Consider the following 14786-nt stretch of genomic DNA (forward strand, 5'->3'; position numbering starts at 1 on the left):
CGAACCGAGGTGACGGATGCCGCGTGCCGCGCGCCGCGGCATCCGCCACCGCCCACGACCCCGCCTCGGGGGCGCGATCCGTGCCGCGCCCCCGAGGCGGTTCCCCGTCAGGCGGGCTGCCGTTCGGCCTCGGCCGACTGCGCCGCACCTGCTCGGCGGCGGCGGGCGGCGGCCAGGCTCCGGCCGATGACGCCGTGCCGCGGCGCGAACAGGTACACGAGCGCGAACACGACCCCCATCGTCAGCACGACCATGCCGCCCGACGCCGCGTCGAGGTAGTAGCTCGCGTAGATGCCGACGATCGCGCAGCCCGCGGCGATCGCGGGGGAGATCACGAGCATCCGCGCGAACCGGTCGGTGAGCAGGTACGCCGTCGCGCCGGGGATGATGACCATGGCGACGACGAGCACGACGCCGACGGCCTGCAGCGCCACCACGACCGTGAGCGCGAGGAGCCCGAGCAGCAACGCGCCGAGGACCTTCGGATTCAGTCCGATCGCGTGCGCGTGCGTCGGGTCGAACGCGTACAGCGTGAGGTCGCGGCGCTTGAGCACGAGGACGACGAGCGTGAACGCCCCGAGCACGAGCACCTGCACCAGGTCGGCCGCGCTCACGCCGAGCAGGTTGCCGAACAGGATGTGCCCGAGGTCGGTCTGGCTGGGCACGACCGAGATGAGCACCAGGCCGAGGGCGAAGAGGGTCGTGAAGACCACGCCGATGGCAGCGTCCTCCTTCACGCGGCTCGTCGACCTGACGAGGAAGATCAGCGCGACCGCGCCGAGCCCGAACACGAGCGCGCCGACCGCGAAGGGCGTGCCGAGCAGGTAGGCGATCACGACGCCGGGCAGCACGGCGTGCGAGACCGCGTCGCCCATGAGCGACCAGCCGATGAGCACGAGCCAGCAGCTGAGCACGCCGCAGACGATCGCGGCGGTCACGGTCACGAGGAAGGCACGCTGCATGAAGTCGTAGCCGAGCGGCTCGAGCAGCAGGTCGAGCACCGGCATCTCAGTCGCCTCCGTCGGTCGATCGTCGCGTCGCGAGGTCGAGCCCGAAGGCCCGGGCGAGCTGCTCGGGCTGCAGTGCCTCGGTCGGCGTGCCGTGCAGCAGGACGCGACGCAGGAGCAGGATGGCCTCGTCGGCGAGCCGGGGCAGCGCCTCGAGGTCGTGGGACGACACGAGCACGGTCGCGCCGTCGGCGGAGAGCTCGCGCAGCAGGTCGGTGATCGTCGCCTCGCTGCGCTTGTCGACGCCGGCGAACGGCTCGTCGAGCAGGAGGAGGTCGGCGCCCTGCGCGAGGCCGCGGGCGACGAACGCGCGCTTGCGCTGCCCCCCGGAGAGCGCGCCGATACGCCGGTCCGCGAGGTCTGCGAGCTCGACGCGATCGAGCGCCTCGGCGACGGCCTCGCGATCGGCGCGGCGCGGCCGGCGGGTGAATCCCTGATAGCCGTACCGGCCCATCATCACCACGTCGTGCACGCTGAGCGGGAACGACCAGTCGACCTCCTCGCTCTGGGGCACGTAGCCGACGAGGCCCGCCCGCCGGGCCTGTCGCGGCGACATCCCGGCGATCGAGACCGACCCGCGATCGGGGCGCACGTTCCCCATGATCGCCTTGAACAGCGTCGACTTGCCCGACCCGTTCATGCCGATGAGGCCGCAGATCGTGCCGCGCCCGAGCGTGAGGCTCACGTCGTCGAGTGCGAGCACGTCGCCGTAGTGCACGGTGATGCCGTGCACGTCGAGGGCGGTCCCGCCCGTCGTCGGCCGGCGAGCGGAGCTCGCGGCGCGGCTCATCGCGCGCCGCCGGTGAGCGCCTCGGTGATGACGTCGGCGTCGTGGCGCAGCAGGTCGAGGTACGTGGGCACCGGTCCGTCGGGCTCCGAGAGCGAGTCCACGTACAGCACGCCGCCGAACGCGGCATCCGTCGCCTCGACGACCTGCTGCATCGCCTCGTCCGAGACGGTCGACTCGCAGAACACGGCGGGGACCTGCTGCGCGTCGACGAACTCGATGGTCCCGGCGACCTGCTGCGGGGTCGCCTGCTGCTCGGCGTTCACCGCCCAGAGGTACTGCTCGGTGAGGCCCGCGTCTCGCGCGAGGTAGGAGAAGGCGCCCTCGCAGGTCACGAGCGCCCGCTCGTTGGCCGGCAGCGCCGACAGTTCGGCGGTGAGCTCGTCGTGGACGGCCTGGAGCTCGGCCCGGTACGCCTCGCCGTTGGCGGCGTAGTCGTCGGCGTGCGCGGGATCGAGCTCGGAGAACGCGTCGACCATGTTGTCGACGTAGACCTGCGTGTTGAGCGCCGACATCCACGCGTGCGGGTTCGGCAGTCCCTCCGCCTCGCCGTCGGCGATCGACATGACCTCGACGCCGTCGCTGACGACGACGTGCGGCACGTCGAGGTCGGCGACGAACCGTTCGAACCACGCCTCGAGGTTCAGCCCGTTGTCGAGGATGAGGTCTGCCTGGGACGCGCGTCGCAGGTCGCCCGGCGTCGGCTCGTAGCCGTGGATCTCGGCGCCGACCTTGGTGATGGACTCGACGCGGAGGTGGTCGCCAGCGACTTCGTCGGCGATGTCGGCGAGCACCGTGAACGTGGTGAGGACGACGGGTCGCCCGTCGTCCTCGCCGTTCGCCGGCAGGCCGGAGCAGCCGCTCAGCACGAGGGCGGCTGCGGTGAGGGTCGTGGCGACGGCGACACGTTTCGGCATACCGAAATCGTAGCCGCTTTTCGGCATGCCGAAAGCGACCCCCGCTCGGGGGCGTTGCCGCGGCGAGACGGAGGAGTACGTTCCCAGTCGGAACCGACGACCGGATCACCCACGCCCGAGCGCGCGACCCAGCGACCGCGGCCGTCACGTCACACGGAGGTGGCACATGAAGCGAGCGATCATCGGGTGCGTCGTCGCACTCGGGCTCGTGGTCGGCGGCGGCGCGGGAGCGGCGTTCGCGGGCGAGACCAACGGCAAGGGCGAGGAGATCCCGGGAGCGCACAAGGCCCACTCGGCCTGCGCCTTCTCCGGGCAGGACCTGCCCGATTCGATCGAGGGCAACCCGCCCGGGTTCGACGACGACTTCGTCACCGGGGGCCACGTGCAGAGCTACGGCATGTACGTCCGCGCCGGCCTGAAGGGCGATCCCCACGTCCCGAGCCCCGGCATCGCCTGTCGCGGCAACGCCTCGTTCGAGGAGTGAGCGATCCGACACGACCACGAGGGGCCCGGCCGGACGCCGGGCCCCTCGTGCGCGACCGGGGCTAGCGTGGTCGGGTGAGCGACGATCGAACGGATGCCGGCCGCGGCTCCGCGCAGGAGCCGACCGCCGATGGCGACGAGCGAGGCGAGCCCCAGCTCCCGCTCCACGGCGTCGGGCCATGGCCGGGCGGCCGGGCGGAGTGGCCCGACGATCCGCGGTTCGACCCCGACCTGCTCGAGCACGGAGATCGCCGGAACGTCGTGGACCGCTACCGCTACTGGTCGCTCGAGGCGATCGTCGCCGACCTCGACACGCGGCGGCATCCGTTCCACGTCGCGATCGAGAACTGGCAGCACGACCTCAACATCGGCTCCATCGTGCGCACCGCGAACGCCTTCGCCGCCGAGACGGTGCACATCATCGGCCGGCGCCGGTGGAATCGCCGTGGCGCGATGGTCACCGACCGCTACCAGCACCTCATGCACCATCCCGACGTCTCCGACTTCACCGCTTGGGCGGCGGGCCAGGAACTCCCGGTCGTCGCCGTCGACAACGTCGAGGGCTCGCGGCCCGTCGACCTCGTCGAGCTGCCCGAGCGGTGCGTGCTGCTGTTCGGGCAGGAGGGGCCCGGCCTGAGTGCCGAGGCGCTGGCAGCCGCCGACCGGGTGGTCGAGATCACGCAGTACGGCTCGACCCGCTCGATCAACGCCAGCGCGGCGGCGGCGATCGTCATGCACGAGTGGGCGCGGCGGCACGCCCGAACCTGAGGCGGCCCTGACGCGAAACCGGTTGGCCGCGCGGACAAGAGCGGCCTACCATCGGAGGATGGCCACCCGACTGGACCCCGCCGAGCGACGCGAGCAGATCATCGCCGCGACGCTGCGCCTCGTCGCCCGCGACGGCTTCGCGCGCGTCACGCTGCGCGACGTCGCCGCCGAGGTGGGCGTCGTCCACGGCCTGATCCGTCACTACTTCGCCACCCGCGAGCAGCTCGTCGCCGCCGCGTTCGACGCGGCCGTGCTCGCTGAGGCGAAGGAGGACGAGGAACTCGCGACGCGGCTGGAACCCATTCCCGCGCTCGCCGACTGGCTCTCGACCACGCCGCGCGATCACTACTTCGTCTGGATCGACGCGTGGAGCGAGGCGCCGCGCAACCCGGAGCTGCACGCTTCGCTCACGCGCCACCACCGCGAGTCCGACGCCCGCCTCGCCGGCATCATCCGCCGCATCGTCGACGCGGGCGACGGCACGAGCGCCGACCCCGCGGCCGACGCGCGCACGCTCACCGCGCTGATCGACGGCGTCGCCGTGCAGCACCATGCCCTCGGCCTCATCGACGAGGCGGAGGCCGACCGGATCGCGTTCCGCACGGCCGAGGCGCGGCTCGGGCTCGAGCCCGGCGTGCTCGTCCGTTCGCGCGCCACGCCCGAGCGCAGCCGCTGGGCCGTCACGCACTGATCGGGCGTCGAGCCCGTCGGCCGATCGTGCCGTCGCCGCCGCGAGCCCGCGATTCCCGAGCACCGCGTCCGATGGTGGCGTAGCGTGTCCGCATGACCGAGATCACCGACGATCTTCCCGCCCGGCTCCTGCACGAGGAGCACGCCGGATGGCGCGCCATCCTCGACGGACACGGAGGCGAGCACTACGCCCGCGCGATGACCCGCGACGCGGTCATGATCGTCGAGGGGGCCGTGCTCGGCCGTGACGACGTGATCGCGGCCTTCCGCTCCGCTCCGCCGTGGGACGCGTACGAGATCCACGAGCCGGCCATCGTCAGGCTCGGGGACCGGGCCGGGATCCTCGCGTACCGCGCGGTCGCGCGGCGCGGCGACGACGTCGCCGACCTGCGGATGTCGACCACGTACCTCTACGACGACGGTGCGTGGCACGTGGCCGCGCACCAGCAGACGCCGGCCTAGCGGCTCCGACTCCGCGCCTCAGCCGATCAGGCTCGGCTGCAGGTCGCGGAGCGTGCGGAAGTGCGTCATCCGCGTCACGCCGATCGCGGCGAGCACGAACGCCCCGACGAGCCACGCCGCCAGCACGAGCGCGTCGGCGCCCGCCCGGGCGAGGTCGCCTCCGTACATGGCCTGGCGCATGGCGTCGACGACGTAGCCCATCGGCAGCACCTGGTGCAGCGCCGCGAGCGGTGCGGGGAGCGTCTGCCACGGGAACGTGCCGCCCGCCGTCACGAGCTGGAGCACCATGAGCACGAGGCCCAGGAACTGCCCGACGGAGCCGAGCCAGACGTTCAACGCGAGGATGATCGCCGCGTAGGTCGCCGACGCGAGCACCATCACGCCGAGCGTGCCGACCGGGTTGCTCATCGGGAAGCCGAGCGTGAACGCGAGCACGAGGTAGAGCGCCGCCATCTGCACCGCCCCGAGCAGCCCGGGCGTCAGCCAGCCCGCGAGCGTGATCCGCACCGGCGAGTGGAGGGCGGTCACGGCGCGACGCGAGATCGGCTTGACGATGAGGAACAGCGCGTAGATGCCGATCCAGCCCGCGAGCGCCGCGAAGAACGGGGCGAGCCCGGCGCCGTAGTTCTCGGCGTGCGTGACCGAGTCGGTCTCGAGCGCGATGGGGTCGGCGATCGTCTCGGCCTGCGCGTCGCGCGTGGCCTGGTCGGTGTCGGGGATCTCGGCCGCGCCGTCGTCGAGTCCGTCGCGGAGCGTCCCCGCGCCGGAGGCGAGCTCGCCGAGCCCGTCCTCGAGCGCACCGAGCCCGTCCGACAGCTGGGCGGAGCCGTCCGCCAGCTGCGCCGTGCCGTCGGCGAGCTGCGCGGCGCCGGAGGCGGCGTCGCTCGCGCCCGCGGCGAGCTGCGCGCTGCCATCGGCGACCTGCCGGCTGCCCTCGGCGAGGCGGTCGATGTCGGCGACGACACCCTGCACGCGCTCGTTGCCGGTCGCGATGCGGTCGCCCACGGGGTCGAGCTTCGCGAGCGCGGCATCGATGGTGGCCTGGTCCACGCCGCGTGCGGCGAGCTCGTCGGCGATCGCCTGTCGCGCCTCGGGGACGGCCGAGGCGGCCTCGCCGACGGTGCTGCCGACCCGGTCGGCGGATGCCGCGAGCTGCGCGTTGCCGTCGGCGACCTGCGCCGCACCGCTCGCGAGCTCGGCCGACCCGTCGGCGAGCCGGGCGGTGCCGTCGGCGAGCTGCGCCGAGCCGTCGGCGGCCCGGGCCGCGCCGTCGGCCAGCTGCGAAGCCCCGGCGCCGAGCTGCTCCGCGCCGTCCACCGCGGTGCCGGCGCCGTCCGCCAGCTGCGCCGCCCCGTCTGCGGCGTCGACGATGCCGGTGCGGATGTCGGCGATGGAGTCGAGCAGCAGCGACGCGGCCTCCTGCCCGACCTGCTCGGCGACGGCCGCGCGGATCCGCTCGACCGCCTGCGCGCCGATGGTCCCGGCCAGGTAGCTGTTGGCGTCGTTCGTGGAGAGCCGGATCTCGGCCTGCCGGGGCTCGTCGGTGCCGAGCGAGGCGAGCGCGTCGGAGAAGTCGGCGGGCAGGGTGATCGCGAAGTCGTACGTGGAGTCGTCGAGTCCCGTCGCGGCCTCCTCGGCCGGGACGCGGTGCCAGTCGAACGCGCCGTCGGCGATGAGCTCGTCGGCGACCTCGTCGCCCACGTTGCGCGCGGGCGCGTCGTCGGTGGCGGGCGCGCCCTCGTCCTCGACGACGAGCGCGACCGGCACGTCGGGGAACCTCGCGTACGGGTCCTGGTTCGCCCACAGGTAGAGCCCGCCGTAGAGCACGGGCACGGCGACGAGCGCGAGGAGCGCCAGCACCGACATGCGGGTCGAGGTCAGCCGCCGCAGCTCGGCGGCGATCATCTGGGGGACCTTCACGCGAGCCCCCCTTCGGCGAGGGCGAACTCGTCGTCGCCCTCGTCGGCACCGTGCAGGCGCCCGAGCAGGTCGGCGGCGGCGATGGCGGCCGCGGCCGCGTCGCCCGCGATCACGAGCACCGCGTAGCCGCGGTCGGCCAGGCGGCGCGCGAGCGACCACCACTCGGCGGGGTCGCCGCCGTGTCGGTCGGGCGAGACGAGCACGAGGCCCTCGACGCCGTCGCGCAGCAGCGCGAGCTCGGTGAGCAGCCGCAGGCGGTCGAGCGGGTCGACGTTCGCGATCGGGGTGCGCGCGAGCCCGTCGAGGCCGAGGTCGGCGAGCCACCGCGAGACGGAGACGGGGTTCGACGGGATGCCGGCGAACATGAGCTCCTCGGCGGCGACGCCGGCGACGGTCACGTTCGGTGCGGGGTCGGAGACGTCGGGGGCGTCGACCAGGGCGATCCGGCGGCGGATGCTCGCGGCATCCGCTCGGCCGTCGATGGTGACGGTGCCGGCGTCGGGTCGCATGCGACCGGACGCGAGCAGTCCGAGGACGGTCGGTCGCTGCTCGGTCTCGGCGCGCGCGAGCGTGGCGCGCCCCGACTCGTAGCCGATGGTGGTGGCGGGCAGCGCCCGGCCCTGGCGTCCCTTGGCGACGCCGTGGAGGTCGATCCTCATGGTTCCTCGGTCAGTTCCGGAGTGTCGGTGATGAGCGCGCCCGCCTCGCGCCACGAGAGCCCGGCGGTGCCCAGCGCGGAGAGCATGACGAGCCGCCGGCCCTCGGAGTGGGGGAGGCCGACGCGCGCGGCCTCGGCGAGCACGGCGAGCGCCGACTCCTCGACGAGGCGCGCGAGCACGGCAGGGCGGATGTCGGTGCGCACGGTGCCGTCGGCGACCCCGCGCTCGACGAGCGCGGCGAGGCGCTCGCGCACGGGCGCGAGCGCCGAGGCGGAGCGTTCGACGTACGGCTGCCGCAGGGCGACCTGCGCGAGCAGGCGCACGTGCTCGACCGCGTCCCAGAGGCGGGCGCCGAGCAGCGCGATCGCGACGGTCGCGTCGGGGTGGTCGATGGTCGAGGCGGCGGCGACGAGGCGCTCGGACCCGCGCTCGATGAGCGCCACGATGAGCTCGTCGCGGCCGGCGAAGTGGCCGTAGAGGGCGCGGCGGCTGAGGCCCGCGGCGGCCGCGATGGCCTCGAGCGAGGCCTCCGGGTCGGTCGCGAGGGTCGCGACGGCGGCGTTCAGGAGGGCTTCGCGGTTCTCCGTCGCGTCCCGACGGGGAGTGCGACGGCCCGCGTCGGTGTCGGACGGCATGCGGCCAGTCTACGACGAAACTGCACACCGGTGTGCAAGTTAGTGCGGATGCGCAGCGAACGCCCAGCCGAGCCGCTGCCGAGGCTGCTGGATGATGCCGCGTGCGACCCGCGCACGCGGCATCCGTCGTCTACTGCAGCGCCGACGTGAGCCGCGCGATGCCGTCGAGGAACGTCGCCGACGCCGGCTCCCGGTTCCACTCCTCCAGGGTCAGCTCGCGCCCGAGTTCCCGGTACTTCGCCTCGACCGCGCGCATGTCCGCCACGAAGGAGGCGCCCCGCACGAGCATCGTGACCTCGAAGTTCAGCGCGAAGGAGCGGATGTCCATGTTGCTCGAGCCGATCACCGCGACGTCGTCGTCGATCGAGAGGTGCTTGGCGTGCAGGATGTACGGGCCCGGGTAGAGCCAGATCCGCACGCCCGCCGTCAGGAGCGCGCGATAGTACGAGCGCTGGGCGTGCCAGACGCCGCCCTGGTCGCCGATCTCGGAGACGAAGAGCTGCACGTCGAGTCCGCGGAGCTTGGCCGACGTGATCGCGTAGACCATCGCCTCGTCCGGGACGAAGTACGGGCTCGTGATGATGACCCGCTCCTGGGCCGAGTTGACCAGCGTGAGGAACTGGCGGAGGTTGTTCTCGCTCTCGAACGCCGGGCCGCTCGGCACGACCTGGCAGTCGAGCGCCTCGGCCGACGTGTCGATCGGCACCTCGCCCACCGGGGTGGTCGCCTCGTCGCCGAGCGCCACGCCCGTCTCGGCGAACCAGTCGGAGCGGAACACCGCGTTGAGCTCGACCACGGCCGGACCGGTGACCCGCGCGACCAGCTCCTGCCACTTGAGGCCGCGCTTGAGGTTCTTCGGCGAGTCGTAGCTGCGGTCGATGAGGTTCTGCGACCCCATGTGCCCGACCAGGCCGTCGACGACCACGATCTTGCGGTGGTTGCGCAGGTCGGGTCGCTGCCACTCGCCCTTCAGCGGTCGCACGGGGAGCAGGTAGTGCCACTCGACCCCGATCCGGTCGAGCTCCTCGACCGTGGCCTTGTGGACCGGGACCTTCGACGACGCGATGTGGTCCATCAGCAGCCGGACGTGCACGCCTCGGCCGACCGCGTCCTCCATCGCCGCGAAGAAGCCCCGCGTCGTGTCGTCGAGCGCGACGATGAAGAACTCGACGTGCACGAAGCGCTCAGCGGTCGCGATGTCCGCCGCCATCGCGTCGATCGACCCCCGGTAGTCGTCGATGAGGGTCGCGCGGTTGCCGCTCGTGGCGGGCAGGCCCGTCAACCGCGTGTTCTGCGCGACGGCCGAGTCGAACCACGCGGGCCAGGAGTCATGGTCGGCGACCAGGTCGACCCCGGCGGTCCGCTCCGCGATCATCCGGTCGGCCTCATCCTGCCGTGCCATCCGCCGCTTCGGCAGCCGGATGTTGCCGATGAGCAGGTAGAGCAGGATGCCCACGAACGGAATGAGGAAGATCGCGAGCAGCCACGCCATCGCAGCCGTCGGCTTCCGCTCCCTGGGGATGATGATGAGGGCGGCGATGCGGATCGCCCAGTCGGCGGCGATCACGATGCCGCCGATGAGCGCGGACCACTCCCCGCCGCTCACGCCCGCCCACCCCGTCGGTCGAATCGTTCGTCCATCGCAGCCTCCCCGAGCGGTCGCGAGGCGCGCAGCGACACGCGGCGCGCGGATGTCGCAGAGTATGGCACCGACCCGGTCACGCGCGCGAGAGGCGGAGGGCACGCCGTGACGGCGTCGGGCGCGGCCGGAACGACGCGACTCCCGCATCGTGGAACGGTGCGGGAGTCGTCGTGCGCGACGGGTCAGTCGGTGCCGAGGTCGAACGCGGCCGCCTCGTTCGCGGCATCCGTCGCGGCGTCGAGCGCGGTCTCGGCCTCTCCGGCCGCGATCTGCGCGGCCTGGCCCGACGCGATCTCCCCCACGAGCTGCGCGGTCGCGCCGCCGACGATGCCGAGGGAGGCGTACTGCTCGAGGCGCGCCCGCGAGTCGGCGATGTCGAGGTTGCGCATCGTGAGCTGCCCGATGCGGTCCTCGGGACCGAACGCCTGGTCGCCCACGCGCTCCATCGAGAGCTTGTCGGGGTGGTAGCTGAGCGCGGGGCCCTCGGTGTTCAGGATCGTGTAGTCGTCGCCGCGGCGGAGGCGCAGCGTCACCTCGCCGGTCACCGCCGAGCCGACCCAGCGCTGGATGGACTCGCGCAGCATGAGGGACTGCGGGTCGAGCCAGCGGCCCTCGTACATCAGGCGCCCGAGGCGGCGACCCTCGTTGTGGTAGTTCGCGACGGTGTCCTCGTTGTGGACGGCGTTGAGGAGCCGCTCGTACGTGATGTGCAGGAGCGCCATGCCCGGCGCCTCGTAGATGCCGCGAGACTTCGCCTCGATGATGCGGTTCTCGATCTGGTCGCTCATGCCGAGGCCGTGCCGTCCGCCGATGCGGTTCGCCTCGAGCACCAGCTCGACCGGATCGTCGAACTCGACGCCGTTGAGGGCCACGGGGCGGCCCCGGTCGTAGCGCACCGAGACGTCCTCGGCGGCGATCGCCACCGACTCGTCCCAGAACCGGACGCCCATGATCGGCTCGACGATCGTGACGCCCGCGTCGAGGTCCTCGAGCTTCTTGGCCTCGTGCGTCGCGCCCCAGATGTTCGCATCGGTCGAGTACGCCTTCTCGACGCTGGCGCGGTAGGGCAGGTCGCGCGCCTGCATCCACTCGCTCATCTCCTTGCGACCACCGAGCTCGGTGACGAACGCGCTGTCGAGCCACGGCTTGTAGATGCGCAGGCGCGGGTTGGCCATGAGGCCGTAGCGGTAGAACCGCTCGATGTCGTTGCCCTTGTAGGTCGAGCCGTCGCCCCAGATGTCGACGCCGTCCTCCATCATCGCGCGCACGAGCATCGTGCCCGTGACCGCGCGGCCGAGCGGCGTGGTGTTGAAGTACGTCTTCCCGCCGGAGCGGATGTGGAACGCGCCGCACTGGAGGGCGACGAGGCCCTCCTCGACGAGCGCCGTCTTCACGTCGACGAGTCGGCTGATCTCGGCGCCGTACTCGACGGCACGGCCGGGCACGGCCTCGACGTCGGGCTCGTCGGGCTGGCCGAGGTCGGCCGTGTAGGTGCACGGCACGGCACCCTTCTCGCGCATCCAGGCGACCGCCACGGAGGTGTCGAGACCCCCGGAGAAGGCGATGCCGACGCGCTCGCCGACGGGAAGGCTCGAGAGGACTTTCGACATGCCGACAAGCCTACTTGCGCGCGTGCGCGCGAGACGACGCCCCGGCGAGGCGCCGCCGTCGCGGGCGACGCGCCGATCGGGCAAGGGCTATCCCCCGGACGGGGGTCGCCGATAGGCTCGCCGGACCGGCCGCGCGGCCCTACACCGACGCCGCCGATCGTCGCATCCACTGGACACGCCGGTCCGACGGCCCATGCTGCCGTCGGTGCACCACTCCACGCACATCGAACGGAGACAGGATGAGGAACCACAAGGTGATCGGCGCGGCATCCGCCGTCGCCCTGGCCGTGGGCCTGGTCGGGACGGCAGCCGCCGTCCCCGCCGCCGCGGTCGGCCCGGAGAGCACCTACCTCGTGCTCGCGCCGCAGGGCGCGAGCACGAAGGCCGCGACCAAGCGCGTCGCGGCCGCCGGCGGCACGGTCGTCGCCAGCTACGACCAGATCGGCGTGCTCGTCGCGACGTCGACGAGCACCACGTTCGAGAGCAAGGTCGTCGGCGCCGGCGTGCAGTCCGTCGCGACGACCGACGGTCTCGGCACGACGCTGATCGACGACGAGACCATCGAGGTGCTCGACGAGTCCGCCCTCGAGGCGACCGGCGACCCCACGGCCGAGCCCTACTGGAGCTACCAGTGGGACATGGAGCAGATCGACGTTCCCGAGGCCCACGCCATCACGACGGGCGATCCGTCGGTCGTCGTCGGCGTGCTCGACTCGGGCATCGACTACACCCACCCCGACCTCGCGTCGCAGGTCGCGTTCGACCAGAGCGCCTCGTGCCTCGGCGGCGTCGTCGAGACCGACCCGGCCGCGTGGAAGAACACGACCTCCTCGCACGGCACGCACGTCGCCGGCACGATCGCCGCGGCGATCAACGGCGTGGGCATCGCGGGCGTCGCGCCCGGGGTGAAGGTGGCTTCGGTCAAGGTCGTGAGCGACGAGGGCTTCATCTACCCCGAGGCCGCGATCTGCGCCTACCTCTGGGCCGCCGACCACGGCATGCCGATCACGAACAACAGCTACTACATCGACCCGTGGGAGTTCAACTGCGTGAACGACCCGCGCCAGCGTCCGGTCTGGCAGGCCGTGCAGCGCGCGCTGAACTACTCGCAGTCGAAGGGCACGCTGACCATCGCGTCGGCCGGCAACAGCAACGTCGACCTGCAGCACAAGTTCATCGACGACGGGAGCCCGAACGACGGCAGCGGCGAGGTCGAGACGCGCGAGATCAACGGCGCGTGCCGTGACCTGCCCGCGGAGGCGCCGGGCGTCGTGACGGTCTCGGCCGTCGGGCCGACCGAGCAGAAGAGCTACTACTCCTCCTACGGCCAGGGCGTCGTCGACGTCACGGCTCCCGGCGGCGACACGCGCTTCCGCACCGGCGGCGCGTCGTCGACCATCACCGACGCCGTGCTCTCGACCGTCCCGGGCGGCTGGGGCTGGTCGCAGGGCACCTCGATGGCGGGCCCGCACGCGGCCGGCGTCGCGGCGCTCGCGCTGTCGGCGCACCCCGACATGAAGGTGGGGCAGCTGGCGTCGTTCCTCGAGCGCACGGCGACCGCGCTGGAGTGCCCGGAGGGCGTCTACGAGCCGCGTCCGGGGTACCCCGCGACGTGCACCGGTGGCGAGCGCAACGGCTTCTACGGAGCCGGCAACGTCAACGCGCTCAACGTCGTCCAGTGACGCGCTGAACGATCGATCCCGAGGGGTCGGGCCTTCGGGCCCGGCCCCTCTCGCGTGTCCCCGCGGATCGTTCCGGAACCGGTCCCGGGCGCCGGTGCCGGCGCGGATGCCGCGGCGTAGGCTCGGCACATGCACGCCACCGCCCGGCCCGCCGTGCCGTCACCACGCGACGGCTACACGGCCGAGCAGGTCCGCGCGGCCGAGCGCCCGCTCCTCGCGGCGGGCGAACCGCTCATGCAGCGGGCTGCGTCGGCGCTCGCCGACGAGGTGTCGCGGCTGCTCGCCGAGCGCGCCCCGCACGCGGGTGATGAGGCGACGGATGCCGCGGGCCGACCGCTCGTCCTCGTGCTCGCCGGCTCGGGCGACAACGGCGGCGACGCGCTCTTCGCGGGCGCACACCTCGCTGCGCGCGGCGCCGACGTGCGGATCGTCGCGGTGGGCTCGCACCTGCACGAGGCCGGTGCGGACGCGGCGCGCGCCGCGGGGGCACGCGACCTCGACCTCGGGCACGGCGTCGATTCGAGCGCGTTCGACGACGCGATCCGGGCCGCCGACGTGCTGGTCGACGGGATCCTCGGCATCGGCGCGGCCGCGAGCCCCGCATTGCGGGGCACGGCGCGCGAGGTCGTGTCGCGCGTGCGCGCGGTGCTCGGGCCCGACTGGGTCGCTCGCGCGGGGCGCGGCACGCGGCATCCGCTCGTCGTCGCCGTGGACCTGCCGAGCGGGATCTCGCCGGACGACGGGAGCGTGCCCGACCCGACGGTGCTGCCGGCCGACGTGACCGTGACGATGGGCGCAGTGAAGGTCGGGCTCCTGTTCGGCCCTGCGGTCGAGTTCGCCGGTCGCATCGTGCTCGTCGACCTGGGGCTCGGTCCGGCGCTCGCGGGGCTCCGGCCGGTCGTGACGGGTGGATCGCGGCACGACCTGCCGTGAACCCGACGGCGCCCTCCGTAGCCGCCGGAACCCCATAGGTTACGGTTGAGTGTGACTCAGGAACAGACCCCACCGGAGGCCGAGGCGGTGCTCGCCGACGAACCCGAGGTCAGGCGTGCGCTGCGCGAAGCCGGACGGTCGTCGGTCGCCGGAGTCGTCGCCGACCACCCGTCGTCGCCCCTCGCCTGGGTCGGGCTCGCCGACCTCGCCGACTCCGAGGGTCGCGCGATCGACGCGTTCGCGTACGCCGTCGTGGCCGTCGACCTCTCGCGTCGCTCCCTCGAGGCATCGGGCTGGGAGCCCGGTGCCCCGGTGCCGTGGTCGGAGGAGTCGAACCGGGCCTACCTTCGCGCGCTCGACGCGGAGCGCCGGGCGGCCGCTCGGCTCGGGCTCGACGAGCGCGCCGCGCGCGCCGCATCCGACCTCGAGGCCGCCGACGCCGAGGCGCCCGCGCGCATCGCCTCCGAGTTCACGCCCACGCAGGTCATCAGCGTCATCACGGATCCCCTGCCGCCCCTGCCGTCGCCCGAGGCGACGGACGGCGACCCGTCCGACGAATCCGCCGCGCCGGGTGCGGCACGAGAGGACTGA

The 14786-nt window shown here is 73.1% G+C and carries 15 protein-coding genes; 7 read left to right on the forward strand and 8 right to left on the reverse strand.

From position 1 onward, the window contains the following. Positions 1–107 precede the first annotated feature (107 nt). The 3 genes from ABME02_RS07195 to ABME02_RS07205 are packed head-to-tail and all read right to left on the reverse strand — an operon-like array spanning position 108 to position 2711. Entirely contained in the window at positions 108–1007 is a 900-nt protein-coding gene (locus tag ABME02_RS07195) for a metal ABC transporter permease (protein WP_353814591.1), read from the reverse strand. A gap of 1 nt (position 1008) precedes the next feature. Beyond that, positions 1009–1797 carry a metal ABC transporter ATP-binding protein gene (locus ABME02_RS07200; RefSeq protein WP_353814592.1) on the reverse strand — a complete coding sequence of 263 codons (789 nt, stop codon included), beginning with the start codon at positions 1795–1797 and terminating at the stop codon, positions 1009–1011. Continuing rightward, positions 1794–2711 (reverse strand): metal ABC transporter substrate-binding protein, encoded by a 918-nt coding sequence (locus tag ABME02_RS07205; RefSeq protein ID WP_353814593.1) that lies wholly within the window; start codon positions 2709–2711, stop codon positions 1794–1796. Before ABME02_RS07205 ends, ABME02_RS07200 begins: the two co-directional genes overlap by 4 nt. Before the next feature lie 166 nt (positions 2712–2877). Here ABME02_RS07205 and ABME02_RS07210 point away from each other — a divergent pair, with 166 nt between their 5' ends. From ABME02_RS07210 to ABME02_RS07225, 4 genes are all read left to right on the forward strand, one after another. Further along, positions 2878–3195 carry a hypothetical protein gene (locus ABME02_RS07210; protein WP_353814594.1) on the forward strand — a complete coding sequence of 106 codons (318 nt, stop codon included), beginning with the start codon at positions 2878–2880 and terminating at the stop codon, positions 3193–3195. 74 nt (positions 3196–3269) lie between these two features. Continuing rightward, positions 3270–3962, forward strand: coding sequence for a TrmH family RNA methyltransferase (locus ABME02_RS07215; RefSeq protein ID WP_353814595.1), 693 nt, complete (start codon positions 3270–3272; stop codon positions 3960–3962). A gap of 58 nt (positions 3963–4020) precedes the next feature. Next, positions 4021–4653, forward strand: coding sequence for a TetR/AcrR family transcriptional regulator (locus tag ABME02_RS07220; protein WP_353814596.1), 633 nt, complete (start codon positions 4021–4023; stop codon positions 4651–4653). 92 nt (positions 4654–4745) lie between these two features. After that, on the forward strand, positions 4746–5114 hold the full coding sequence (locus ABME02_RS07225) for a nuclear transport factor 2 family protein (RefSeq protein WP_353814597.1): 369 nt from the start codon (positions 4746–4748) through the stop codon (positions 5112–5114). Positions 5115–5132: 18 nt separating this feature from the next. Here the strand turns inward: ABME02_RS07225 and ABME02_RS07230 are convergent, their stop codons facing one another. The 5 genes from ABME02_RS07230 to argG all read right to left on the reverse strand — a co-directional run bounded on the left by ABME02_RS07230 (position 5133) and on the right by argG (position 11580). Beyond that, the gene (locus ABME02_RS07230) at positions 5133–7034 is read right to left on the reverse strand and encodes a YhgE/Pip family protein (protein ID WP_353814598.1); all 1902 of its coding nucleotides are present in this window, start codon (positions 7032–7034) and stop codon (positions 5133–5135) included. Beyond that, the gene (locus ABME02_RS07235; protein WP_353814599.1) at positions 7031–7693 is read right to left on the reverse strand and encodes a P-loop NTPase family protein; all 663 of its coding nucleotides are present in this window, start codon (positions 7691–7693) and stop codon (positions 7031–7033) included. Before ABME02_RS07235 ends, ABME02_RS07230 begins: the two co-directional genes overlap by 4 nt. Then, on the reverse strand, positions 7690–8328 hold the full coding sequence (locus tag ABME02_RS07240) for a TetR/AcrR family transcriptional regulator (RefSeq protein WP_353814600.1): 639 nt from the start codon (positions 8326–8328) through the stop codon (positions 7690–7692). Before ABME02_RS07240 ends, ABME02_RS07235 begins: the two co-directional genes overlap by 4 nt. Before the next feature lie 130 nt (positions 8329–8458). Then, a complete protein-coding gene (gene cls, locus ABME02_RS07245; RefSeq protein WP_353814601.1) occupies positions 8459–9934 on the reverse strand; it encodes a cardiolipin synthase in 1476 nt (491 codons plus the stop codon). A 218-nt stretch (positions 9935–10152) separates the two neighbouring features. Beyond that, entirely contained in the window at positions 10153–11580 is a 1428-nt protein-coding gene (gene argG, locus ABME02_RS07250; protein ID WP_353814602.1) for an argininosuccinate synthase, read from the reverse strand. Between the two features lie 239 nt (positions 11581–11819). On the opposite strand from argG, the gene ABME02_RS07255 reads away from it, so the two are divergent. From ABME02_RS07255 to ABME02_RS07265, 3 genes are all read left to right on the forward strand, one after another. Further along, entirely contained in the window at positions 11820–13262 is a 1443-nt protein-coding gene (locus ABME02_RS07255) for a S8 family peptidase (RefSeq protein WP_353814603.1), read from the forward strand. 129 nt (positions 13263–13391) lie between these two features. Further along, entirely contained in the window at positions 13392–14195 is an 804-nt protein-coding gene (locus ABME02_RS07260; RefSeq protein ID WP_353814604.1) for an NAD(P)H-hydrate epimerase, read from the forward strand. Between the two features lie 51 nt (positions 14196–14246). Then, positions 14247–14786: a DUF3151 family protein gene (locus ABME02_RS07265; protein WP_353814605.1), complete on the forward strand. Its 540-nt coding sequence runs from the start codon at positions 14247–14249 to the stop codon at positions 14784–14786.

It is taken from the genome of Agromyces zhanjiangensis, from assembly GCF_040496055.1.
Taxonomy (GTDB): Bacteria; Actinomycetota; Actinomycetes; order Actinomycetales; family Microbacteriaceae; genus Agromyces; species Agromyces zhanjiangensis.

What these genes read in the sequence shown, in the direction of transcription:
- ABME02_RS07195 (WP_353814591.1), bottom strand. Translation starts at nt 1,007, where the DNA reads ATGCCGGTGCTCGACCTGCTGCTCGAGCCGCTCGGCTACGACTTCATG.
- ABME02_RS07200 (WP_353814592.1), bottom strand. Translation starts at nt 1,797, where the DNA reads ATGAGCCGCGCCGCGAGCTCCGCTCGCCGGCCGACGACGGGCGGGACC.
- ABME02_RS07205 (WP_353814593.1), bottom strand. Translation starts at nt 2,711, where the DNA reads ATGCCGAAACGTGTCGCCGTCGCCACGACCCTCACCGCAGCCGCCCTC.
- ABME02_RS07210 (WP_353814594.1), top strand. Translation starts at nt 2,878, where the DNA reads ATGAAGCGAGCGATCATCGGGTGCGTCGTCGCACTCGGGCTCGTGGTC.
- ABME02_RS07220 (WP_353814596.1), top strand. Translation starts at nt 4,021, where the DNA reads ATGGCCACCCGACTGGACCCCGCCGAGCGACGCGAGCAGATCATCGCC.
- ABME02_RS07225 (WP_353814597.1), top strand. Translation starts at nt 4,746, where the DNA reads ATGACCGAGATCACCGACGATCTTCCCGCCCGGCTCCTGCACGAGGAG.
- ABME02_RS07235 (WP_353814599.1), bottom strand. Translation starts at nt 7,693, where the DNA reads ATGAGGATCGACCTCCACGGCGTCGCCAAGGGACGCCAGGGCCGGGCG.
- ABME02_RS07240 (WP_353814600.1), bottom strand. Translation starts at nt 8,328, where the DNA reads ATGCCGTCCGACACCGACGCGGGCCGTCGCACTCCCCGTCGGGACGCG.
- argG (WP_353814602.1), bottom strand. Translation starts at nt 11,580, where the DNA reads ATGTCGAAAGTCCTCTCGAGCCTTCCCGTCGGCGAGCGCGTCGGCATC.
- ABME02_RS07255 (WP_353814603.1), top strand. Translation starts at nt 11,820, where the DNA reads ATGAGGAACCACAAGGTGATCGGCGCGGCATCCGCCGTCGCCCTGGCC.
- ABME02_RS07260 (WP_353814604.1), top strand. Translation starts at nt 13,392, where the DNA reads ATGCACGCCACCGCCCGGCCCGCCGTGCCGTCACCACGCGACGGCTAC.